At 62.1% G+C, this 22,856-nt stretch carries 23 protein-coding genes; 10 read left to right on the top strand and 13 right to left on the bottom strand.

What is annotated here, in order from left to right:
* Window positions 1–101: 101 nt before the first annotated feature.
* A complete protein-coding gene (locus tag FHT79_RS10535; RefSeq protein ID WP_028758700.1) occupies window positions 102–860 on the bottom strand; it encodes an alpha/beta hydrolase in 759 nt (252 codons plus the stop codon).
* 55 nt (window positions 861–915) lie between these two features.
* Window positions 916–2,691, bottom strand: coding sequence for a cytochrome c biogenesis protein DipZ (locus tag FHT79_RS10540; RefSeq protein WP_183903348.1), 1,776 nt, complete (start codon window positions 2,689–2,691; stop codon window positions 916–918).
* A 357-nt stretch (window positions 2,692–3,048) separates the two neighbouring features.
* On the opposite strand from FHT79_RS10540, the gene FHT79_RS10545 reads away from it, so the two are divergent.
* From FHT79_RS10545 to maiA, 6 genes are all read left to right on the top strand, one after another.
* Window positions 3,049–4,095 carry an alpha/beta hydrolase gene (locus FHT79_RS10545; protein ID WP_028758698.1) on the top strand — a complete coding sequence of 349 codons (1,047 nt, stop codon included), beginning with the start codon at window positions 3,049–3,051 and terminating at the stop codon, window positions 4,093–4,095.
* A 123-nt stretch (window positions 4,096–4,218) separates the two neighbouring features.
* Window positions 4,219–4,959: a response regulator gene (locus tag FHT79_RS10550; protein WP_028758697.1), complete on the top strand. Its 741-nt coding sequence runs from the start codon at window positions 4,219–4,221 to the stop codon at window positions 4,957–4,959.
* Window positions 4,956–6,278, top strand: coding sequence for a HAMP domain-containing sensor histidine kinase (locus FHT79_RS10555; RefSeq protein ID WP_028758696.1), 1,323 nt, complete (start codon window positions 4,956–4,958; stop codon window positions 6,276–6,278). The genes FHT79_RS10550 and FHT79_RS10555 overlap by 4 nt, the downstream gene beginning before the upstream one ends.
* A 191-nt stretch (window positions 6,279–6,469) precedes the next feature.
* On the top strand, window positions 6,470–6,886 hold the full coding sequence (locus tag FHT79_RS10560; RefSeq protein WP_028758695.1) for an organic hydroperoxide resistance protein: 417 nt from the start codon (window positions 6,470–6,472) through the stop codon (window positions 6,884–6,886).
* Window positions 6,887–6,988: 102 nt separating this feature from the next.
* Window positions 6,989–7,150 carry a hypothetical protein gene (locus FHT79_RS10565; protein WP_164735947.1) on the top strand — a complete coding sequence of 54 codons (162 nt, stop codon included), beginning with the start codon at window positions 6,989–6,991 and terminating at the stop codon, window positions 7,148–7,150.
* A gap of 19 nt (window positions 7,151–7,169) precedes the next feature.
* Entirely contained in the window at window positions 7,170–7,805 is a 636-nt protein-coding gene (gene maiA, locus FHT79_RS10570) for a maleylacetoacetate isomerase (RefSeq protein WP_028758694.1), read from the top strand.
* A gap of 63 nt (window positions 7,806–7,868) precedes the next feature.
* Here maiA and FHT79_RS10575 read toward each other — a convergent pair whose 3' ends face one another.
* Both FHT79_RS10575 and FHT79_RS10580 read right to left on the bottom strand, forming a co-directional pair.
* Window positions 7,869–8,858: an aldo/keto reductase gene (locus FHT79_RS10575; protein ID WP_028758693.1), complete on the bottom strand. Its 990-nt coding sequence runs from the start codon at window positions 8,856–8,858 to the stop codon at window positions 7,869–7,871.
* Window positions 8,859–8,872: 14 nt separating this feature from the next.
* Window positions 8,873–9,268, bottom strand: coding sequence for a cupin domain-containing protein (locus tag FHT79_RS10580; RefSeq protein WP_028758692.1), 396 nt, complete (start codon window positions 9,266–9,268; stop codon window positions 8,873–8,875).
* A gap of 133 nt (window positions 9,269–9,401) precedes the next feature.
* On the opposite strand from FHT79_RS10580, the gene FHT79_RS10585 reads away from it, so the two are divergent.
* The 3 genes from FHT79_RS10585 (at window position 9,402) to FHT79_RS10595 (ending at window position 14,100) form a co-directional block, all read left to right on the top strand.
* The gene (locus tag FHT79_RS10585; protein WP_028758691.1) at window positions 9,402–10,295 is read left to right on the top strand and encodes a LysR family transcriptional regulator; all 894 of its coding nucleotides are present in this window, start codon (window positions 9,402–9,404) and stop codon (window positions 10,293–10,295) included.
* A 153-nt stretch (window positions 10,296–10,448) separates the two neighbouring features.
* Window positions 10,449–11,960: an ATPase domain-containing protein gene (locus tag FHT79_RS10590; protein WP_047610133.1), complete on the top strand. Its 1,512-nt coding sequence runs from the start codon at window positions 10,449–10,451 to the stop codon at window positions 11,958–11,960.
* Window positions 11,935–14,100, top strand: a complete 2,166-nt coding sequence (locus FHT79_RS10595; protein WP_183903349.1) for a hybrid sensor histidine kinase/response regulator — start codon at window positions 11,935–11,937, stop codon at window positions 14,098–14,100. The genes FHT79_RS10590 and FHT79_RS10595 overlap by 26 nt, the downstream gene beginning before the upstream one ends.
* Here the strand turns inward: FHT79_RS10595 and mobB are convergent.
* The 3 genes from mobB to FHT79_RS10610 are packed head-to-tail and all read right to left on the bottom strand — an operon-like array spanning window position 14,032 to window position 16,129.
* Complete coding sequence (gene mobB, locus FHT79_RS10600; RefSeq protein ID WP_097594325.1) at window positions 14,032–14,553, bottom strand: molybdopterin-guanine dinucleotide biosynthesis protein B; 522 nt, start codon at window positions 14,551–14,553, stop codon at window positions 14,032–14,034. The genes FHT79_RS10595 and mobB overlap by 69 nt on opposite strands.
* Window positions 14,550–15,179: a molybdenum cofactor guanylyltransferase MobA gene (gene mobA, locus FHT79_RS10605; RefSeq protein ID WP_183903350.1), complete on the bottom strand. Its 630-nt coding sequence runs from the start codon at window positions 15,177–15,179 to the stop codon at window positions 14,550–14,552. The genes mobB and mobA overlap by 4 nt, the downstream gene beginning before the upstream one ends.
* Window positions 15,180–15,220: 41 nt before the next feature.
* On the bottom strand, window positions 15,221–16,129 hold the full coding sequence (locus tag FHT79_RS10610) for a DMT family transporter (protein ID WP_063475016.1): 909 nt from the start codon (window positions 16,127–16,129) through the stop codon (window positions 15,221–15,223).
* 329 nt (window positions 16,130–16,458) lie between these two features.
* Between FHT79_RS10610 and FHT79_RS10615 the strand changes: the two genes are divergently transcribed.
* Complete coding sequence (locus FHT79_RS10615) at window positions 16,459–17,226, top strand: SDR family oxidoreductase (RefSeq protein WP_183903351.1); 768 nt, start codon at window positions 16,459–16,461, stop codon at window positions 17,224–17,226.
* A 97-nt stretch (window positions 17,227–17,323) separates the two neighbouring features.
* Here FHT79_RS10615 and FHT79_RS10620 read toward each other — a convergent pair whose 3' ends face one another.
* From FHT79_RS10620 to FHT79_RS10645, 6 genes are all read right to left on the bottom strand, one after another.
* On the bottom strand, window positions 17,324–18,106 hold the full coding sequence (locus FHT79_RS10620) for a glucose 1-dehydrogenase (protein WP_183903352.1): 783 nt from the start codon (window positions 18,104–18,106) through the stop codon (window positions 17,324–17,326).
* A 73-nt stretch (window positions 18,107–18,179) separates the two neighbouring features.
* A complete protein-coding gene (locus tag FHT79_RS32370) occupies window positions 18,180–18,305 on the bottom strand; it encodes a hypothetical protein (RefSeq protein WP_281414613.1) in 126 nt (41 codons plus the stop codon).
* Between the two features lie 89 nt (window positions 18,306–18,394).
* The gene (locus FHT79_RS10630) at window positions 18,395–19,183 is read right to left on the bottom strand and encodes an SDR family oxidoreductase (protein ID WP_047610123.1); all 789 of its coding nucleotides are present in this window, start codon (window positions 19,181–19,183) and stop codon (window positions 18,395–18,397) included.
* A 78-nt stretch (window positions 19,184–19,261) separates the two neighbouring features.
* Window positions 19,262–20,740: a sugar ABC transporter ATP-binding protein gene (locus tag FHT79_RS10635; RefSeq protein ID WP_183903353.1), complete on the bottom strand. Its 1,479-nt coding sequence runs from the start codon at window positions 20,738–20,740 to the stop codon at window positions 19,262–19,264.
* A gap of 28 nt (window positions 20,741–20,768) precedes the next feature.
* Window positions 20,769–21,698, bottom strand: coding sequence for a sugar ABC transporter substrate-binding protein (locus tag FHT79_RS10640; protein WP_003579719.1), 930 nt, complete (start codon window positions 21,696–21,698; stop codon window positions 20,769–20,771).
* A 116-nt stretch (window positions 21,699–21,814) separates the two neighbouring features.
* The gene (locus tag FHT79_RS10645; RefSeq protein ID WP_168333216.1) at window positions 21,815–22,795 is read right to left on the bottom strand and encodes an ABC transporter permease; all 981 of its coding nucleotides are present in this window, start codon (window positions 22,793–22,795) and stop codon (window positions 21,815–21,817) included.
* Between the last annotated feature and the right edge of the window lie 61 nt (window positions 22,796–22,856).

Below are 22,856 nucleotides of genomic sequence, written 5' to 3' on the forward strand. Positions count from 1 at the left end.
CGGGAGCGGGTCCCGGCCGGCAGGGCGCGCCTCCGGTCGGGCGGACGTCCGACCGGAGGCATCATCCTCGCGACTGCTTAGGAACATTTCCTGGCTGCGCGCTACTCGCCGGCTTGTCTTGCCGCCTTTTCGATCGCATCGGCGACCTTTTCCGCCTGGGAGGCGAAGACGGCGTGGCTGGCCTTGATTTCGGTCACTTCGCTGCCGGCGCGTTTTGCCATGTCACGCTCCAGATCGGGGTTGATGGAGCGATCCTCGGTGGCGACGATCGACCAGCTTTTTTTTGTTCGCCATGCCGGCTGGGTGATCTTGGCCGAGAAAGCCTGCTTCGAGGCGAAGACCTGCGACCTTGCCATGAAATCGGCTTCGGCTTGCGGAAGGTCTGCTGCGAAAGCCGCAGCGAAGGCGCCGGGATCGAGATAGAGATATTTGCCGTCCTTCGTTTCCTTGATATCCATGCTGCCGGCGGGCTTCGAGCTGGCGAGGCTGAGCAGGCTTTCGCCCTTGTCGGGCTGGAAGGCGGCGACATAGACGAGCCCGGCGACATTGGGATCATTGCCCGCTTCGGTGATAACCATGCCGCCATAGCTGTGGCCGACGAGCAGGCTTGGTCCTTGCTGCAAGTCGAGAACGCGCTTGGTCGCCGCGACATCGTCCTCGAGCGAGGTGATGGGCTGCTGGACGATGGTGACGTTGAAGCCGCGTTTTTCGAGAATGTCGGTCGCCCTACGCCATCCCGAGCCGTCGGCCAGCGCGCCGTGGACGATCACGATGTTTTTCACCTCGGCAGCCTCTGCCGCGAATGCGATGGCGGTGGTGGCAAATGCAAGCGCTGCGGTGAACATAAGACGTCTATTCATGACGATTACTCCTGTGGGTCAATGTTAAGGGTCGGGATATTGATGCGTCCCGGGTTCAGCCGAATGTGAAGGCGTAGGCTTGCACCCCGGGATCGAGGAAGCTGATTTCGAAATTGCGGGCGACGACCGGGCCGGACTGGCGGACAAGCTGGTAAAGCCTGGTCGCGGTCACTGTGCCGTTGCCGTCGGCATCGATGTCTGCACCGTGGTCAGGCCCCGGCGCCTTGCCGTCGATCTTCACCTGGAAGCGGATCGGCTTGCCACCGGCGCCAGGCCCGAGAACGAGATGCAGATCGCGGGCGCTGAAGCGATAAGTGATGCCGCCGCCCGGCTGATCAAGGGTCGCCTGATCCGGGCCGACGATCCAGGCTCCGGAGAGGCCCCATTCGTTGAGGCCCGGTTCGCCGATCGTATAATTTTGCGCCACGTCGGCCTGCAGCCCTTCCGCAGAGGCGAAGTTCGCCGCCTGTTCGTAGCCGAGATAGGTCTCGCCGGAGCGGATATTGCGGAGATCAGGGCTTGCTTCCACGCCCTTGGCATCCGGCGCGACCGGCGCGCTTGCCGTCGTCTGGCCGCCAGCCTCACGCAACAAGTCCTGAATGGCCTTTTCGGTCCTGTCGTAATTGCCTTCGCCGAAATGGTGGTAACGGATCTGGCCCTTGGCATCGATCAGATAGGCGGCAGGCCAGTAGCTGTTCTGGAAGGCGCGCCAGATTTTGTAATCATTGTCGATCGCAACGGGATAGCCGATCTTGAAATCGTCGATTGCGCTTTTGACGTTGTCGATCTTCTTCTCGAAGGCAAATTCCGGGGCGTGGACGCCGATCACCACGAGGCCCTGGTCCGCATATTTGTCCGCCCAGGCCCTGACATAGGGGATGGTTCGAATGCAGTTGATGCAGGAATAGGTCCAGAAGTCGACGAGAACCACTTTGCCCCGCAACTGCTCTGATGTCAGCGGCTTCGAGTTCAGCCATTCGACCGCGCCGTCGAGCGAAGGCGCGTCACCTTCGACGGGCAGATCGCTGCGGAAGGGCTTCTTCGTATCGGCGGCGGCGATCACCATGTCTTTGCTCGCCAGCTCGGAGGATGCGCCACTCAGCGGCTTTGCATGCAGCCTGTTGAGCACGGCCTGTTCCAGCGATGCGGTGCTGGCGTAGGAGAGCCGGGCGAGCAGGCTGGTATCGAGGCCGAGCGCGATGACGGCGACACCCGCCAGCACGGCAGCGCCGAGCCCTTGACGAATCCGGTCGCCGAGGCCGAGAGAGCGCTTCATGGCGGTGAATATCCTGCCGCCGACCAGCAGGGCGACGGCAAGGGACGTCGCAGCACCGGCGGCATAGGCGATCAGCAGGAAGGTCGTCTGCAGATTGGCGCCCTGCAAGGCCGCCCCCGTCAGAACGAGGCCGAGGATCGGTCCGGCGCAGGGGGCCCAGAGCAGACCGGTGGCGATGCCGAGAATGAGCGCGCTCTTTGCCGTCGGGGCGGCGCGTCCGCCGCCGCTGGCATTTAGCAGGTTGTTTCCAAGGTCGACGACCGGCCGGGCAAGCGTGCTTGCGAAGCGTGGTGAAAGCAGGCTCAGGCCAAAGAGCCCAAGCAGGACGATCGCGGCAAGGCGGCCATATTCATTGGCGCGAATGGCCCAGCTGCCGCCGACTGCGGCAAGCGTGGCAACCAGCGCGAATGTGGCGGCCATGCCCGCCAGCATGGGCAGCGTGCTCCTGACGAAGGGCTGTCCGGCACGGGCAAAGACGAAGGGGAGGATGGGGAGGATGCAGGGGCTGAGGATCGTCAGCACGCCTCCGAGATAGGCAATGATCAGAAGTGTCATCATCGTTTCCTTTGAAACCGATTGATCGGGCTCTGGACGGCGATGGGGCCCGAACCAGCAACGGCGGGGATATGGCCGGGCGGACGTATCCTCGATGTGTCCGGTTTCGCGGGGAAATGTACCGAATTATTGCGGTCGCGGCGGGCGATACAAAGCGATACAAACTGCCGCCCAGCGGTGGGCTGTGGCGAAAGCGCCGGGGCCGGCGCGAGGCTTTGCTCGGTCGGCGCGATTGTATCAGAATGTATCCCGGCGGCCGAAAGCTACATCCGCATGCAAAACCGACGGCTTGCGACATATGGGGGATACAAGCGCAACCTCATTTCAGCACCGTGATCCATTCGACAGGAGAGACCGATGTCAGAGCAAATCAATCATCACCGCCGCCGCTTCTTCGGCATGACGGCCGTCGCCCTTGCGGCGGTCGAGTTCGGCGTGGCCGGCAAGGCCGCCGCTCAATCAGCGTCCGCCGCATCCGTGCCTGACGTCAAGGTGGGAACCCACACGTCCTTCGAAGCGCTGAAGCAGGTGAAAGCCGGCGTGCTCGATATCGGTTATGCCGAGGCGGGGAAGGCGGACGGTCCTGTCGTGTTGCTGCTGCATGGCTGGCCCTATGACATCTATAGTTTCGTCGATGTCGCACCGCTGCTTGCCTCGGCAGGCTACAGGGTGATCGTGCCCTATCTGCGCGGTTACGGCACGACCCGCTTCCTGGACGACCAGACGCCGCGCAACGGCCAGCCGTCAGCGCTCGCCGCCGATATGATCGCGCTGCTCGATGCGCTCGATATCGAGAAGGCGGTCATTGCCGGCTATGACTGGGGCGGGCGGACCGCCAACATCATGGCGGCGCTCTGGCCGGAGCGTTGCAAGGCGATGGTCTCGGTGAGCGGCTACCTGATCGGCAGCCAGGAGGCCAACAAAAAGCCGCTGCCGCCGAAGGCCGAACTTGCCTGGTGGTATCAGTTCTATTTCGCCACCGAACGCGGCCGTCTGGGTTACGAGAGCAACACCCATGATTTCGCAAAGCTTATCTGGCAGACGGCTTCGCCGAAGTGGAACTTCGACGATGCGACATTCGGCAGATCGGCCGCCGCCTTCGACAACCCCGACCACGTCGCCATCGTCATTCACAATTATCGCTGGCGCCTGGGGCTTGTCGAAGGCGAAGCCAAGTACGATGCCTATGAACAGACGCTTGCGGGAGCGCCTGTCATTTCGGTGCCGACGATCACCATGGAGGGCGATGCAAACGGTGCACCGCATCCGGAGCCCTCCGCCTATGCCGGAAAGTTCTCTGGCAGATACGAGCATCGCACGATCGGCGGCGGCATCGGCCATAACCTGCCTCAGGAGGCGCCGCAGGCCTTCGCGCAGGCTGTCATAGACGTCGATCGCTTCTAAGCCGACGGTATCGTGCCGCAGGGCCTCGTTGCTCCGGCCGGCGGAATATGCGTAGGTCGCGTCAACCGCTTCGATATCGAGGCGGCGGGCGCGGCCGCCTTTACGGGTGAGGAACCGGGAAATATGGATCATGTCGATCACATCCTGATTGTCGATGACGATCGCGAAATCCGCGAGCTGGTCTCGGGCTATCTGCAGAAGAACGGTCTCAGGACGAGCGTTGCCGCCGACGGGCGCCAGATGCGCAGTTTTATCGAGGCCAATGCCGTCGACCTGATCGTGCTCGATGTTATGATGCCGGGCGACGATGGGCTGGTGCTGTGCCGCGAACTGCGTGCCGGTCGGCACAAGGCGATCCCGATCCTGATGCTGACGGCCCGCACCGATGAGATGGACCGGATCCTCGGCCTGGAGATGGGCGCCGACGATTATCTTGCCAAACCGTTTGCAGCGCGCGAGCTGCTCGCCCGCATCAAGGCGGTGCTGCGGCGGACGCGCATGCTGCCGCCCAATCTGCAGATCAGCGAGGCCGGACAGTTGCTGACCTTCGGCGACTGGCGGCTCGATACGGTCGCCCGGCATCTTCTCGACAAGGAGGGGACCGCGATTGCGCTTAGCGGCGCCGAATACCGTCTGCTTCGCGTCTTCATCGACCATCCGCAGCGGGTGCTCAATCGCGACCAGCTTCTGAGTCTGACACAGGGTCGCGACGCCGATCTCTTCGATCGCTCGATCGATCTCCTGGTCAGCCGGCTGCGTCAGCGGCTGGGCGACGACGCACGCGAGCCGACCTACATCAAGACGGTGCGCAGCGAAGGTTATGTGTTTTCAGTTCCGGTCGAAATCTCGGAGCTGCGCCAATGAAGTCGGTGGTCCCTTTGCGCTCGGGTTTGGCCTGGCCGAGCACGTTGCGCTCGCGGATATTTCTGATCCTGCTGATTGGCTTGGCTGTGGCCTACGGGCTGTCCTTCAGCGTTCTTTATATGGAGCGCTATATGTCGGCCAAGGCCGTGATGCTCGGCACGCTGGAAAACGACGTTGCAACGTCGATTGCCGTTCTCGACCGACTTCCGCCAGGCGAACGTGGCGATCTGCTGGACCGGCTGAGCCGCGGCAACTACCGCTTCGTGCTCGGACCCGGCCTTGCCGGCGTGCCTGACACGTCAAGCAAGGGCGCCGAGATATCAGGCAAGATCGAGGAGGCGATCGGGCACCGCTTTCCGATCCGTATCGAACGGATTCCTGGCGATGTGAACCGGTTGCAGGCGCATCTGACGCTCAGCGACGGAAGCCCGTTGACGATCGACGTCACGCCGAAGGGGGTCATGCCGATCGCCGCGTGGCTGCCCTATGTCTTCGTCATCCAGATGGCGCTGCTCATTCTTTGCACCTGGTTTGCGGTTCGTCAGGCGATCCGGCCGCTCGGCGCGCTTGCCGCCGCCGCCGATGCCCTCGATCCGAACAAGGATGGTCCGGCCTTGAGCGAGGCGGGCCCGAGCGAGGTCGCGCATGCGGCAAGGGCGTTCAACGCGATGCGGGAGAGGATTGCCCATTACCTCGAAGAGCGCGTCCAGATCCTGGCGGCAATCTCGCATGACCTGCAGACGCCGATCACCCGCATGCGGCTGCGCGCCGACATGGCGGAGGACTCGCCGGAGAAAGACAAGCTGGTGCATGATCTCGGCGAGATCCAGCGTCTCGTCCAGGACGGGATTGCCTATGCGCGCAGCGCGCATGGCGACGGCGAGAAGAACGCCCGCATCGATCTCGCCTCGTTCATCGACAGCATAGCCTATGACTATCAGGATACCGGAAAGGCCGTCACCGTCGTCGGGCTGGTTCACGGCGCCGCCTTCACCAAGCCGCATGCGCTTCGCCGAATCCTGTCGAACTTCATCGACAATGCGCTGAAGTTCGCCGGCGCTGCCGAGATCAGCGTCGAGCGCAGCGCCGAGAACGATATCGTCATCACAGTCATGGATCGCGGGCCGGGAATTCCGGACGATATGCTGGAAGCCGCCATGCAGCCTTTCTTCCGGTTGGAACAATCCCGCAACCGGGAGACCGGCGGCACCGGTCTCGGTCTTGCGATCGCCCAGCAGCTGACGGCCAAGATCGGCGGGTCGCTCCGGCTCTACAATCGCGCCGACGGCGGACTGGCGGCGGAAGTCACCATCCATTGACATCGGCAGCCGCCGCAAAATTTCGCGATGTTTGTATGTAAAGATGTCCTCGATATCGGATGCTACGTTTTGTGACATTTCGGGCGATTTTGGAAACATGGCGGATATATCCGTCGGTCAAAACACACTCCGTCAACCCGGCCGCGCAGTGCGGCCAGTCGCCTGAAGCGACGCAACACAAGGAGTGTTCCATGACAAAGATCGACAAGGTTCTCTATACCGGCAAGACCCATACGACGGGCGGGCGCGACGGCGCTTCGCACAGCGACGACGGCCAGCTGGATATCAAGCTTTCGCCTCCGGGCAGCAACCGGGCCGGCACCAATCCCGAACAGCTTTTCGCCGCCGGCTGGTCTGCCTGCTTCATCGGCGCGATCGGCTTTGCCGCGGCCAATCAAAAGGTCAGGCTCCCCGCCGATCTCGCCGTCGACACCGAGGTCGATTTGGGAACGGCCGATGGCGGCTATTTCCTGCAGGCCCGTCTCAAGGTCAGCCTGCCGGGGATCGAAGCGGATGTGGCAAGAGCGCTCATTGAAGAGGCGCACCAGACCTGCCCTTACTCGAAGGCCACGCGCGGCAATATCCATGTCGAATTGAGCGTTGCCTGACGAATGCATTGCCCGCCGAAGGCCATTGGCCGCGGCGGGCAAAGGACAGCAGCCGAAAGCAAACAGGACGAGGCCGACCGGGCCTCGTCGTTGGAGGATCTGATGAGATTGATGATCATCTGCATTCTGGGAGCGGCGGTCTTCGCCGCGCCCTGCATCTACGACGTAAGCTCGCAGGAGCCTTCGCCGCTTGCGGGCCTCGTGACGGCAGCATCCGCAGCGTCGTCTTCCGGGGCGCCGCGGCCGTTCCAACCCCTCTTTTAGGTCACCAGGGAGAAGACCCGTGAAGCTCTATCAGAATGAAATTTCCTCGGCGACGTCGAGAGTCCGTATCGCGCTCGCCCTCAAGGGATTGACGGCGGAAACACTGCCGGTGACCATCCTCGGCGAAAATGCCGAGAGCCGGCAGGCCGGATATCGCAGCGTCAATCCGCAAGGGCTGGTCCCGGCCTTGTTGACGGATAGCGGCGTCCTCATCACCCAGTCGCTGGCGATCGTCGAATATCTCGACGAGATTCAGCCCGAACCGGCGCTGCTGCCGGGAACGGCGGAGGACAGGGCGCTGGCGCGGTCGATCGCGCTTGCGATCGCCGCCGAGATCCATGCGCTGCTGCCGCCGCGGATCGGCCTGCATCTCGGCAAGACCTTCCAGGCGGAAGCCGATGCCGTTGCCGCCTGGAATCGTCATTGGGTCGGCGAGGGAATGGCCGCGATCGAGACGATGATCGCCGGCCGCAGGCAGGGGGCTTTCGCCGTTGGGGATCAGCCGTGTGTTGCCGATATCTTCCTTTTTCCGCAGGCGATCAGCGCCCGGCGTATGGGCTTCGATCTCGCCCAATGGCCAAATATCGCGGAGATTGTCGCTCGGCTGGAAGCGATACCGGCCTTCCAGGAGAACGCGCCGGCACCGAGACGATAATGCGATCGACGAAGAAGCGGCCGCAAATGACTGCGGTCGCTAATTTTCCATTGTTGGCGGCCCTCAGCGATTGACCCTTGCCTGCAGATGCGCGGGATAACGATCGCCTTCCACCTTGATGGTGGCGAGCGCGCTTTCGATGCTGCCAAGATCCTCGGCCGTCAGTTCGACCTCGGCGGCCTGAATGTTCTCCTCGAGACGATGCAGCTTGGTGGTGCCGGGGATCGGCACGATCCAGGGTTTTTGTGCCAGCAACCATGCCAGGGCGACCTGGGCGGCGGTTGCCTTCTTGTGGGCGGCGATGTCCGCGAGCAGATCGACGAGTGCCTGGTTGGCCTTGCGCGCTTCCTGGGAAAAGCGCGGCACGATGTTGCGGAAGTCCTTGCTGTCGAAGGTCGTCGTTTCGCTGATCGCGCCGGTGAGGAAGCCCTTGCCGAGCGGGCTGAAGGGCACGAAACCGATGCCGAGCTCTTCAAGCACCGGCAGGATTTCCTGCTCGGGTTCGCGCCACCACAGCGAATATTCACTCTGCAGTGCCGCCACCGGCTGGATCGCATGGGCGCGACGGATCGTCTGGGCGCCTGCTTCCGAGAGGCCGAAATGCCTGACCTTGCCCTCGGCGATCAGCGCCTTGACCGTGCCGGCCACATCTTCGATCGGGACATCGGGGTCGACACGATGCTGATAGAAGAGGTCGATGACATCGGTCTTCAAACGCTTCAGCGCCTGGTCAGCAACCGCGCGGATCTGTTCCGGCCGGCTGTTCATGCCGCTCTGGCCGCCATTGGCATCGAAGTTGAAACCGAATTTCGTGGCGATCACCACCTCGCTGCGGAAAGGCGCCAGGGCCTCTCCCAGAAGCTCTTCGTTCTTATAGGGGCCATAGGCCTCGGCCGTGTCGAAGAAGGTCACGCCGCGTTCGAACGCGCGGCGGATCAGCGCGATCGCCTCCGGAATTGCTGTCGCCGGGCCATAACCATAACTCAGCCCCATGCAGCCGAGACCGATGGCCGAGACTTGAAGCCCGCTCTTTCCGAGTTCACGTTTCTGCATTGCCGTTTCCTTTTCTAACCCTGGTACTGCGTGTCGGTGACATGCTCCATCCAGTCGACGACCTTGCCGTCGAGCTGTTCCTGGATGGCGATATGGGTCATCGCCGTGGTCGGCGATGCGCCGTGCCAATGACGTTCACCCGGGGCGAAGCTGACGACGTCGCCGGCGCGGATCTCCTCGATGGGGCCACCTTCGCGCTGCACACGACCGCAGCCCGATGTGACGATCAGCGTCTGGCCGAGCGGATGGGTGTGCCAAGCGGTGCGGGCGCCGGGCTCGAAGGTGACGCTGGCGCCAGCCGCGCGTGCGGGGCTGGTCACGGCAAACAGCGGGTCGACACGCACATTGCCGGTGAACCAGTCGGCCGGTCCCTTGGCCGAAGGCTGCGAACCGCTTCGCTTTATATCCATCCTTGTCTTCCTTTCGATGTCGGGCTTTCGATGTCGGGTGGACATGTCCACTCGCTTAACAAGGTATTTAGGGCGTGCGCCTGGTTGCGATTAGATGGTATAAACGGCAAGAACCCATGAGGATTTTTCATAAATGTCACGCCCTGCCGTCAACGATCTCATCGCTTTCCTCGCCGTTGCGCGTGCACAGAGCTTCACTAAGGCGGCGGGCAAGCTGGGTGTGTCGCAGTCGGCGCTCAGCCACACCATCCGCGGGCTCGAGGAGCGGCTTGGATTGCGATTGCTGACACGCACGACACGCAGCGTCTCGCCGACGGAGGCGGGTGAACGGCTGCTCGTCTCCATCGGACCACGGCTCGATGAGATCGAGAGCGAACTGGCTGCCTTGAGCGCGTTCCGGGAGAAGCCTGCGGGCACCATCCGCATCAATGCCGGAGAGCACGCGGCCGATGCCGTCCTTTGGCCCGCCCTGGAAAAGCTGCTGCCCGATTATCCCGATATCAATGTGGAGATCATCGTCGACTACGGCCTCACCGACATCGTCGCGGAGCGTTACGATGCCGGGGTGCGGCTCGGAGAGCAGGTGGCGAAGGACATGATCGCGGTGCGCATCGGCCCCGACATGCGCATGGCCGTGGTCGGCACTCCCGCCTATTTCACCACCAGGCCGAAGCCGCTGACGCCGCAGGATCTTACGGATCACAATTGCATCAATCTGCGTTTGCCGACCTATGGCGGCGTCTATGCATGGGAGTTCGAGAAGGACGGGCGCGAGCTCAGGGTTCGCGTCGAGGGCCAGTTGGTTTTCAACAATATAGCCCTGCGGCTGAGCGCCGTGCTGGCCGGTCTCGGGCTGGCCTACATGCCGGAGAACCTGGTCGAGGGGCATCTTGCCGATGGACGGCTGGTGCGGGTCCTCGAGGACTGGTGCCTGCCGTTTTCCGGCTACCATCTCTACTACCCAAGCCGTCGGCACACGTCACCGGCATTCGCCCTCGTCGTCGATGCGCTTCGCTATCGAGGATAGAGGCCCATCATTCGAGCTGCGCGAACCGGCAGATATCCGAGCCATGGAGACGTTCAATCGATCGGCTCTTGCCGGAAGCGAAGTCATGCCTGCAGCGATTTGACATTCCATCACTCGCCACTAATTCACACTTGATATTGAAGGAAACAGTGAATGAATACTGCGGCACCTGCCACGAAAGCCCGGACCGGTGTGTCCGGTTTGGACACAGTTCTGGCGGGAGGCCTTTCCACGGGCCACGTGTTTCTCCTGGAGGGAAATCCAGGAGCGGGCAAAACGACCATCGCGCTGCAGTTTCTGATCGAAGGTGCGCGGCTCGGCGAGCAGGGGCTCTACATCACCCTTTCAGAAACCGAGAGCGAACTCCGGGCCGGCGCCGCATCGCATGGCATGGTGATCGACGGCAATATCGAGGTCTTCGAGGTCGTTCCTCCGGAAAGCCTGTTGGATGCTGACCAGCAGCAGAGCCTGCTTTATTCATCGGACCTAGAACTTGGAGAGACGACAAAGGAAATCTTTGCCGCTTTCGAGAGGATCAAGCCACGTCGCGTGGTTCTCGACAGCCTGTCGGAGATAAGGCTGCTCGCGCAAAGCTCGCTGCGCTACCGCCGGCAGATCCTCGCGCTCAAACACTATTTTGCCCGACAGGGGGCGACAGTCCTTCTGCTCGACGATCTGACGTCCGACGTGCTCGACAAGACGGTGCACAGCGTCGTGCACGGTGTCATCCATCTTGAGGAACTGGCGCCGAACTACGGCTCCGAACGCCGACGTCTGAGGGTCATGAAATACCGCGGGCAGGCCTTCCGCGGCGGCTATCATGATTTCATCATCCAGACCGGTGGCGTGATCGTGTTCCCGCGTCTCGTCGCTGCCGAACACAGGTCGAGCTATGTCCGCGATCAGATTTCCTGTGATATTGCGGAGCTGGATCTTCTTCTCGGCGGCGGCCTCGAGCGGGGTTCCAGTACCCTGATCCTCGGTCCTGCCGGCACAGGCAAGAGCACCTTCTCGTTTCAATTCCTGATGGCGGCGGTGGCGCGCGGCGAGAAAGTGGCGGCCTTCATTTTCGACGAAGAGCTAGGCCTGCTCTTCACGCGGCTGAAAGCGCTCGGAATGGATCTCGAAGCCATGAGGGATGCGGGTCTTATCCACATCGAACAGCTCGATGCCGCCGAGCTGTCGCCGGGCGAATTTGCTGATCGCGTGCGCAAGTGCGTCGACAAGTCGGATGCGAAAACTGTCATCATCGACAGTATCAACGGTTATCAGGCTTCGATGCCGGATGAGAATTCGCTGATCCTTCATATGCATGAGCTGCTGCAGTATCTGAACAGGCAAGGCGCCAATACCTTCCTGACCGTTGCGCAGCACGGGCTGGTTGGCGACATGAAGGCTCCCGTCGACGTCACCTATCTCGCCGATACCGTCATTCTGCTGCGCTATTTCGAGGCTGCGGGTAAGGTGCGTCGGGCAGTCTCCGTGATCAAGAAGAGGACCGGCTTTCACGAGGATACCATCCGCGAGTACCGCATCGACGCTTCCGGCTTGAGATTCGGCGATCCTCTCATCGGGTTCCAGGGCGTGCTTCGCGGCGTTCCCGAATTTATCGCGCCCTTGGCGCCGCTCCTGTCGACCAATGGCGGGGATAGCGGCAATTCCTAATTCCAACAAACCGAAAGCATTGATCTACGCCCCCGCCGGTCGCGATGCCTGGGTGGCGAGATCGCTGGTCGATGAGGCCGGATTGACATCGATTGCCGCCGCCGACCTGTCTATGTTCGCGTCATCGCTCAGCGATGACATCGCGCTTGGTGTGCTGACGGAAGAGGCGGTTCGCTCGAGCGATCTCAAGCCGATCGCCGCCTGGGTCTCGGCCCAGCCGAGCTGGTCAGACCTGCCGTTCATCGTGCTCACCATACGTGGCGGCGGGCCTGAACGAAATCCGGCCGCTGCCAGGCTTTCCGAGGTTCTGGGCAATGTCACCTTCCTGGAAAGGCCGTTCCATGCGACCTCCTTCATCAGCGTTGCCCGGACCGCTTTGAAGGGGCGCCTGCGCCAATATGAAGCGCGCGCCCGGCTCGAGGCTCTCAGCGAAGGAGAACGACGGTTGCAGACGGCGCTCGCCGCCGGTCGTCTCGGGGCCTGGGAGCTGGAGCTGTCCTCGATGGCCTTGTTCGCCTCGGCGACCTGCAAAGCGGTCTTCGGTCGAGCGCCGGATGATGAGGTTACGCGTGACGATCTGATTGCGAGCATCCACCCCGACGACCGGGACATTGTGCTGGCACGCCTGCGCCGGACGATCGATACGGGACTCGACTATTCGATCGAGCACAGAACGATCTGGCCGGATGGATCACTGCATTGGACCGAGGTCCATGCGCAGCTCTACACCGACAGATATGGTTCCGCCAGAAAGCTCGTCGGGGTCTGCTCCGATACCACCGCCCGCAAGACCATCGAGGAAAATCTGCGACGGCTCAATGAAAACCTCGAGGAGCGCGTGAGGGAACGGACCAGGGAGGTTAACGCCGCCCACCAGACCCTGCTCGAGGAAGTCGCCCAGCGTGAAAGAGCCGAGGAGCAGCTTCGCCAATCGCAGAAGATGGAAGCGATCGGTCAGCTGACCGGCGGCGTCGCCCACGACTTCAACAACCTGCTGATGGTCGTTCTCGGAAATCTGGAGCTGCTCGGCAAGCACGCGGCCGGAGATGCCAAAGCGACGCGTCTGATCGACGGGGCGCTTCAGGGTGCGCGGCGCGGGGCGGCGCTGACGCAGCGGCTGCTGGCTTTTGCCAGGCAGCAGGATCTGCAGGTCAAGCCCGTCGATCTGACCGAGCTGGTCTCCGGCATGAACGACCTGTTGCGGCGCTCGGTCGGATCCTCGATCAGCATCGAAACCATGCTGCCGACGACCCTGCCGCCGGCGCTGGTCGATGCGAACCAGCTCGAATTGGCGCTGCTCAACCTTGCGGTCAACGCCCGTGATGCGATGCCGGATGGGGGGACGCTGTCTATTTCGCTGCGCCAGGAACAGGTTGGCGGCAATAACGGCGATCTCGGCGAGGGGACCTATCTGGTGTTGGCGGTGGCCGACAGCGGCACCGGCATGGACGCGGAGACGCTGAAGAAGGCGGTCGATCCGTTTTTCTCGACCAAGGAGATCGGAAAGGGCACGGGTCTCGGCTTGTCGATGATCCACGGGCTTGCGGTCCAACTCAACGGCGCACTTCTTCTGACAAGCGAGCTTGGGGTGGGGACAACAGCCGAATTGTGGCTCCCGGCCACCGAACGACGCCCAGAGCGGCCGGCCGAGGCGGAGCTGCCCGTCGCGCAAGCCGCATCCAGACTGAAGATCCTTCTGGTCGATGACGATGCCTTGATTGCGATGAGTTCGGTCGACATGCTTGAAGATCTCGGCCATGAGGTCATCGAAGCAAATTCAGGCTTGCAGGCGCTGGAGTTGATCAGGAGCGGTCAGCATTTCGACTTGATCATCACCGACTATTCGATGCCTGGTATGACCGGCGCACAGCTCGCTCAGGCCGCGCGGGACATTCATCCGGCGGTGCCGATCGTCCTGGCGACAGGTTACGCCGATCTTCCCGCCGGCACCGATATCGATCTTCCGAGATTGGGAAAGCCCTACAATCAGGCTCAACTTGCCAAGGAAATCGCCAAGGCGATGGCAGGCGAAACGGCTGCGACGCTCAGATCCGGCAGTGACGCAGCTGGCTTAGAGCCTCGCCTGTCCAAGGCCGACGATGTCAGCGATGAAATCGGCGATGGCGCCTGTGTCGTCTAGATCGAAGACCGGCAGGGTCGCATCCGTGACGGCGTGATCGGCGGCGATGGCGCAGATATGGGGATCGCTCGGCGCCAGCGGTTCACGATTGGCGGCCTCCAGGCGGCGGGCCTCGATCTTCGGGATCGGCTCGCGCTTGTAGCCTTCGATCAGCACGAGATCGCAGGGTGCGAGGCGGGCGAGGATTTCCTCGAACTCGGGTTCGGGGGCGCCGCGCAGTTCGTGCATGATTGCGTAGCGGGTGCCGGAGACGATGGTGACTTCATGGGCGCCGGCCTGGCGATGGCGATAACTGTCGGCTCCGACCTTGTCGATGTCGAAATCGTGATGGGCGTGCTTGATCGTCGAGATCCTGTAGCCGCGGCGGGTGAACTCCGTCACCAGCCGGACCGCGAGCCCCGTCTTGCCTGAATTCTTCCAGCCGGCGATGCCGAAGATTTTCGGTGCGGTCATGCGTGAAGGGCCTCCAGCCAGCGTTCCGCCTCGACGAGATCGTCAGGCGTATTGATGTTGAAGAAGGGATCGAGCAGGCTGGCGCGGGTCGGATGCAGCGGGAACGCCACTTCCGTAACGTCATGCCGCAACAGGAAGTCGCGCACGCGGCGCTTCTCGTAGGTGGCGATCCAGGCTTCGAGATCAGCGGCCAGCGTCACCGGCCAGAGGCCGAAGACGGGATGGCTGCGGCCCTCGGAGGCGGCAATGGCGATCTGCGACGGGCGTTCGATCGCTGCGGCCAGCCGGGCGACGAGATCGGCCGGGAAGAACGGGCAATCTACCGAGACGGTGACGACATGGCTGATCGAGGGAAGGCCGGCGGCATAGACCATGGCCGCATGGATGCCGGCCATCGGCCCGGCCTTGCCGGGAAAACGGTCGGAAACGACAGGCACATCCTCGGCGGCGGCATCGGCGTTGACGGCAACGAGCAAGGTCTGTTGCGAGAGGCGGGTCAGCGCATGGCGGAGCAGGCTCTCGGTCCCGAGCATCACGCCCGCCTTGTCGCGGCCCATGCGCTGCGAGCGGCCGCCGGCCAGCACGACGCCCGCTATGTCGGATCTGTCCAGCGAGAATTCAGCCATCATCCTTCCTCAGCCATCATTTGTCTCAGCCATCATTTGTCTCAGACTGGCGCGCGCGGGGCGGATTCCTGCGCGATCGGCGATACGCGGCGCTTGGCCTCACGATAGAACGTATAGAGGCCGGAGGCGATGACGATCGCAGCGCCGATAAGCGTCCAGCTATCAGGCACTTCGGCGAAGAAGAAGATGCCGAGCAGGGAGGAGAAGATCAGGCTGGTATAGCGGAACGGCGCCACGAAGGAGATTTCGCCGGTGCGCATGGCAAGGATGACCGACTGGTAGCCGACGAGCACCAGCACCGAGGCGAGCGCCAGATGCCCGAGCGCGGTGGCGCTGACCGGTTGCCAGCCGCCGAGCACCGGGATCAGCAGCGCGCCGAAGAAGGAGGCAGACATGGCGGTGATGACGGTTATCATCAGCGAGGGAATTTCCGGGCTGATGCTCCGGGTGGCGAGATCGCGGCCGGCCGTCGTCAGCACCGCAGCGACGCAGAGGACGGCGGCGGGGGTGAATCCATCGGGGCCGGGACGGATGATGATCATCACGCCAATGAGGCCGACGAGGATCGCCGACCAGCGCCGCCAGCCGACCGGCTCGCCGAAGAAGAGCGCCGCACCGAAGGTGACGACCAAAGGCAGCGACTGCAGGATCGCCGAGGCATTGGCGATCGGCATCATGCCGAGCGCGGTGATATAGGTCACGGCGGAGAGCGTCTCGCAGATGATCCTGAAGATGATCATCGGCTGCAGCATGATGCGCCAGGAGCGCAGCGCGCCCATTTTCCAGGCAATCAGATAGACGAGCAGGCTGGTGAAGAGGCCGCGCAGAAACATGATCTCGCCGGCGTTCATATAGGCGATCACCGATTTGGACAGAGCGTCGCTTGCAGAAAAGCCGGCCATCGCCATGGTCATATAGATGGCGCCCTCAGTATTGCGTGACCGCGGCATGAAGAGATTCCCGTTACCTGTGCGCCCCTTTTAGTCGCGAAGATGCATCAAGGGAATCGGATGAATGTCACACCAGGCATAAATCGATGATGCGGTGCACAATGGCGCTGACGTCAATGCAAGCGTGTGGACGGAAGTCCTGGCAAATCCCCGTTTTATAACGTGAATTCCGATATTTCCGATGCCGCAATCAAGGCGTCGATGGGGAATGCCATCGCGCCTGCCGGTTCACCCCATCGGCGTTTTTCTCTTCCTGCGCGGGAAACGGGTGGCTGTATCGCCTGATGTTTGAGCATCTCGGTTATCGCAACAATCCAGGAGAAACCGATATGACACTTCTCAACGACAAGATCGCCATCATCACCGGCGCAAGCTCCGGCATCGGCCGCGCGGCGGCGAAACTCTTTGCGCGGGAAGGCGCCAAGCTCGTGGTCACCGGCCGGCGACAGGACGCGCTTGATGCCGTCATCACCGAAATCGCGGCGAAGGGCGGACAGGCGGTCGCCATATCGGGCGATGTCAGGGACGAGGCGCTGCAGGCACGGCTCGTCGAGACGGCAGTCTCGCGTTTCGGCCGGCTCGACATCGCCTTCAACAATGCCGGCATCCTCGGCGAGATGGGACCGGTCGCCGGGCTATCGCTGGAGGGCTGGCGCGAGACGATCGAGACCAATCTGACGGCAGCCTTCCTCGGCGCCAAGCACCAGTCGGCGGCGATGGGAAAAAGCGGCGGATCGCTGATCTTCACCTCGACTTTCGTCGGCCACACCGTCGGCATGCCCGGCATGGCCGCTTATGCGGCGAGCAAGGCGGGACTGATCGGCTTCGTGCAGGTGCTCGCCGCCGAACTCGGCAGGCAGAAGATCCGCGTCAACGCCCTGCTGCCCGGCGGCACCGACACACCCGCCAGCATCACCAACGCACCGGACGCGACACCCGAGGTGCTCGCCTTCGTGGAGGGGCTGCATGCGCTGAAACGCATGGCGCAGCCCGAAGAGATCGCCAAAGCCGCGCTGTTCCTCGCCTCCGACATGTCGAGCTTCGTGACCGGCACGGCGATGCTAGCGGATGGCGGGGTGTCGATCAGCCGGACATAGGTGGGGCGAGGGGCGGGGATCGGCAGCGTATGAGGTCGAGCCACCCGCCCTCGAAGGACGGGGCTGGCCGCCATGGCACCATCGCCTCCGAGAGGGCTCAGGACATGATCAAACCACCGTCGACATTGATCGTCTGGCCGGTGATGTAGGCGGCGTCGTCGCTGGCGAGGAAGGTGACCAGGCCGGCGACGTCTTCTCCGGAGCCGGCCCGCTTCATCGGGATGCCCTCGACCCATTCCTTCATCAGCTCGCCGGGGGCGTAGTTGCCGAGCAGCTTACCCCAGGCCTGGTCGTTATAGGCCCACATATCGGTTTCGATGATGCCGGGACAGAAGGCGTTGACGGTGATCTTCTCGGTCGCGACTTCCTTGGCCAGGCTCTGGGTGATGCCGACGACGCCCATTTTCGAGGCTGCATAATGCGGGGTATAGATGAAGCCGTCGCGGGCCTGGCCGGAGGCGGTGTTGATGATGCGGCCGCCGCGCTTGTGCTTGCGCATTCTTGATATCGCCTCCTGGGCGCAGAGGAAGACGCCCTTGGTGTTGACCGCCATCACCTTGTCCCACTCGTTTTCGGTCAGATCCTCGACGCGGGCAATGGTGATGACGCCGGCATTTTGAATTGAAATGTCGACCGTATCGAAGGCGTGTTCGGCAGCGTCATAGAGAGCCTTCACGCTCGCCTTGTCCGTGACATCGCCCACGAAAGAGATCGCCTTGCCGCCTTCGGCTCTGATCTGCTCGGCGACCCCATGCACCGAATCTTCGTTTGCGGAGATGACGAGGTTGGCGCCTTCTTTCGCAAACCGCCTGGCGATCGCCGCTCCGATGCCGCGGCTACCCCCGGTAATGACGACAGTCTTTTGCTCAAAGCGTTTCATGCTCTTTCCTTCCCGGTATCCTGACATAAACAGCAAATCTAGGCGCGTTCTACCCTGCGATCATTATTGAAACTCAAGCGGCCGCCCGAGAGAATTTCGGCGAATTCAGGTGGTCTTGAGCGGCGATGGCGACGCCCAAGCCCTCCGCCCGTGCAATCGGCGTGAAGGGCGGGCAGACGACGATATTGCACGCCGTCATGCCCGTTGGTCCCCTCAGCGCCTCGATCTCAGCCAGGGAGGAAGCGAGACCGTTCATTTTCCAGCGGCGGCATTGCGCTTCTCATCGCATCACCAGCAGCAGAAACCGCCGTCGACGAGAAGATCGACGCCGGTCACGTAGCTGGCTGCATTCGACAGCAGGAACACCGCCGGACCCACCATCTCGTCGACCGTGGCCATACGCTGCATCGGCGTCTGCTCTTCAAAGAGCTTGGTCTGATGAACCATCTCGGGACGGGTATTCATGGGCGTTGCCGTGTATCCGGGGGAGATGGTGTTGACGCGGATGCCGCGGTCGACCCATTCCATCGCCATAGACTTCGACATATGGATCACGCCCGCCTTGGAGGCGTTATAATGCGCTTGGCTCAGCCCCCGGTTTACGATCACACCGGACATGGAAGCGATGTTGACGATGGAGCCGCGTCCATTCTTCAGCATGGCGCGGGCCTCCGCCTGGCAGGAAAGGAATACGCCTTTCAGGTTGATATCCATCAACGTCTGATACTGGTCCTCCTCCATCTCTTCCGCCGCGTTGGCGTTAGCAATGCCCGCAGCGTTGACTGCAAGCGTCAATGCTCCGAGATCCGCTTCGGTATGTGCGACTGCCTCTCCAAGGGACGATTTGCTCGTGACGTCAGCCGCGATCTGGATCGAACGGCGGCCGGCGGCGCGAATATATTCGGCCGTCCTGGCCAGTCCGTCGTCGGTTCGACGGTCGAGCAGCGCCACGTCGGCGCCGCATTGCGCAAGGCCGATGGCAATGCGCTGCCCAATGCCGCTCCCGGCTCCGGTAACGATGGCAACCTGGCCGCTGAGATCGAAAAGCTTCGGGGCGTTCAGAGTGATGTCGGACACCGCTCTTCCTTTCTCTGTCTGTTTTGTTTTCACGCAATTCCTGACGCAAAACCGCTGCACACTTTTGCTGGAATTGCTTTAGATGGTGGCTAGCTCCATGACCGAAACGTCATTCGCCTCGTCACGATTGAGAATGCCTGCCTGTTTGCCTTGAGCAAGCACGAGAATGCGATTGGACACTCCGAGAACCTCCTCGAGGTCCGAGCTTACGACGATGACCGCCACGCCCCGTTTGGCAAGATTGACGATGATGTCGTAGATGCCCGCTCGGGCGCCGACGTCGATGCCTCTCGTCGGTTCGTCGAGTACGACGACCTTCGGATCGCGCATCAGCCATTTCGCGATGACGACCTTCTGCTGGTTGCCGCCGGACAGGTCCGAGGCATATTGCTCAGCACGGCCTTTTACGCCGAACTTGGTGACTGCCTTCTCCGCAAACAAGCGCTTGACGTGCGGCGTAATCCAACGCCCGCCCAGCTTGTCGAGATTGGCGTAGATAATGTTCTCGCTGATCCGGTGCCCGACAACGAGACCTTGCTCCTTGCGGTCTTCCGGGACCATCACGATGCCCTTGGCGATCGCGTCCGCCGGATCGCGCAGCCTGAGTTCTTCGCCTTCCAGCTTGATCGAACCCGCACTGATTGGGTCCGCGCCTGAAATCGCGCGGACAAGTTCCGTGCGGCCGGCGCCGACCAATCCGGCGATCCCGAGAATTTCCCCGGCCCGCACTTCGAAGGTAACGTCACGGAACGAATTATCAGGCGAGCTCAGCCCGGACACCTGGAGTACCGGACGGTCTGTCGGAACCGGCAGGGTAGGGAACAAGCGGTCAAGCGGGCGTCCGACCATGCTCTCGACAATCGTTCGCACCGGGGTCGCGCTATCGGAGAATTCCTGCACTCGCTCGCCATCGCGAAGGACGACGATCCGGTCTGTTATTTTTTTGATCTCTTCCATGCGGTGGGAAATGTAGACAATGCCGACGCCCTCTGACCGAAGCTTTCTAACCTGTTCGAAGAGAGCCTCCGTCTCCGCGCCACCAAGGGCCGCGGTCGGTTCGTCCAGGATCAGGAGCTTTGCATTGAGAGCCAAGGCCTTGGCGATTTCGATGAGTTGTTGATTTGCAGTGGAAAGGCCGGCGACCTTCCGCGTTGCGGGTATGTGAAGGTTCAGGCGAGCGAGCTGCTCCTGGGCGCGGCGAACCATTTGGCCGCGGTCGACGACGCCGTTCTTCATCGGCCAGCGTCCGATGAAGACGTTTTCCGCGATCGACAGCTGCGGCAGCAGCTGCAGCTCCTGATGGATCAGGACAACGCCCTTGTCGATCGCTTCCCTCGGGGAGGCTGGGGCATAAGGCTGCCCCAGCCATGTCATTGATCCTTCGGACGGTGTGCGGGACCCGGCGATGATGCCGGATAGTGTCGACTTGCCCGCTCCGTTTTCACCGAGAAGTGCAACCACTTCACCGGGATAGACGTCCAAACTGACATTCTTCAGAACCTGCAGTGGCCCATACCACTTGGATATGCCCCTCAGGGAAAGAACTGGATCAGTCATGGCACACCTCCTCAAGACCTCGACTTCATTACGGATGGTTGGCAATGAAGCCGGCGACGTTTTCCTTGGTCGTCAGCGTGGCATCCAGGAGCTGGACCGGCGGCACCTTTTCTCCGGCGACAAGCTTGGCGGCGTTTTCAACCGCATCGCGGCCCATCTTCTGCGTCTGCTGGGTCGCAGTGACGTTGAAGACGCCCTTGCTGAGGGCTTCGAGAGCTGCGGTGTCGCCATCGAAGCCGCCAACCACGATCTTCTGGGACGGATTGGCGACCTTGATCGCCTGCGCGGCGCCAAGGGCGAGACCGTCGGCCTGGGCGAACACGATCGAAACGTCCGGATTGGCCTGCAGCATGTTCTGCATGATCTGGAAGCCTTCGTCCTGGCTCCAGATGTTCGAGAACTGCTCGGCGACAACCTTGACATCGGGGTATGCCTTGAGAGATTCAGCGCAGCCCTTCGAGCGATCGACTTCCGGCGTCGTGCCCTTCTGGCCGTGGATGATGACCATCTTGCCCTTGCCGCCGGCTTCCTTCAGGATGTAGTCGCAGACCGCCTTGGCAGACGCGACGGAATCCGTTGCAAGGAAGGTGTCGCCGGGTGCTCCCTCGGCGTTGCGGTCAACGTTCACGACCGGAATGCCAGCGCTTTTCGCGAGTTTGACCGGAACGGTCGCAGCGGCCGCACCTGCCGGAATGTAGATCAGCGCGTCGATTTTCTGGGTCAGGAGATCCTGGATCTGATTGACCTGCGTCGGCCCGTCGCCCTTTGCGTCGACGGTGATGACTTCGATGCCGCGCTTCTTGGCTTCGGCTTCGACCGATTGCTTGATCTGGTTGAAGAAGTTTGCCTGAAGGTTGGCAACGGCCAGGCCGAGCTTCTTCAGTTCCGCCGCGTGTACGGGGCCGAGCGTGAGGCCGAGCAGTGCAGCAGACGCGAGCATGGTGCGCGCAATTTTCATTGTATTTCCTCCGTTGTTTGATGGAACCCTCGGGTATGTCCTCCCCCTCGGGGTATTGATCCGCCCCAAACTCTTGGAACGGAATTCCGGGCCGCCGACGCGGCGGACCCCGTTCGTCAGGCGCGACGCCGACGAATGGTCTCCGCGCCGACCGCGAGTACGATGACGATGCCGATGATCACCTGCTGCAGGAACGGCGAAACGTTGAGAAGATTGAGCCCGTTGCGAAGGACGCCGATGATAAGAACACCGATAAGCGTTCCCCCGATACCGCCTGCGCCGCCCGAGAGCGAGGTCCCGCCGATGACGACCGCAGCGATGGTGTCCAACTCATAGCCCAGACCGCTGGACGGCTGGACGGAATCCAGCCTGGCCGCAAGTACGATGCCTGCGAGCCCCGCAAGGACTGAACTTACGACGTAGACGCCAATCGTCACGAGCGGGACGTTGATGCCCGCCAGCCGAGCGACTTCCGGATTTCCGCCCACCGCGTAGAGCATGCGGCCTTCGGACCGGAAGTGCAGGAAAAGCCAGGCCGCAAGAACAACCGCAAGCATGAGAAACACGGTGGCTGTCAACACGCCGAAATGGCGATCTATCGCCAGCATCATGAACCAGTCGGGGAAGCCCACGATCTGCTGGCCGTCCGTGATCATATTTGCGACGCCGCGAGCCGCCGACATCATCGCAAGAGTGGCAATAAACGCCGGAACCCTGAACTGCGTCACCAGAAGTCCGACGATCAGCCCCGAAATCCCCGAGGCGATCAGAGCAAAAACGATCCCGACCGGCAGCGGCAGGCCGGCGACATTCGCGGTCCAGCCCATGACCATCATCGCCAGAGCGAGTGCCGAGCCGACGGAGAGGTCGATGCCGCCGATCAGAATGACGAATGTCATTCCGACGGCCATGATTCCGAGAACAGTGATCTGATCGAGGATGTTGAGGCCGTTGCGAACCGAAAGAAACGTGTCGGTGCTGAAGCTCAGAAAGACGCAAAGCGCCAGCAGCCCCACGAGCGGCCCGGTGGCTCCCTTGAGCTTGCTCAACCAGGCGCCGGACGAAAGCCCGTTTTCATTGATATCGAGCGCCACCATTGTTCCTCCCTATGCCTAGGCTACCAGCTAGTTCATTCCAAGAATAAATATTCACTCATGC

The sequence above is a fragment of the Rhizobium sp. BK212 genome, assembly GCF_014197475.1.
Classification (GTDB): domain Bacteria; phylum Pseudomonadota; class Alphaproteobacteria; order Rhizobiales; family Rhizobiaceae; genus Rhizobium; species Rhizobium anhuiense.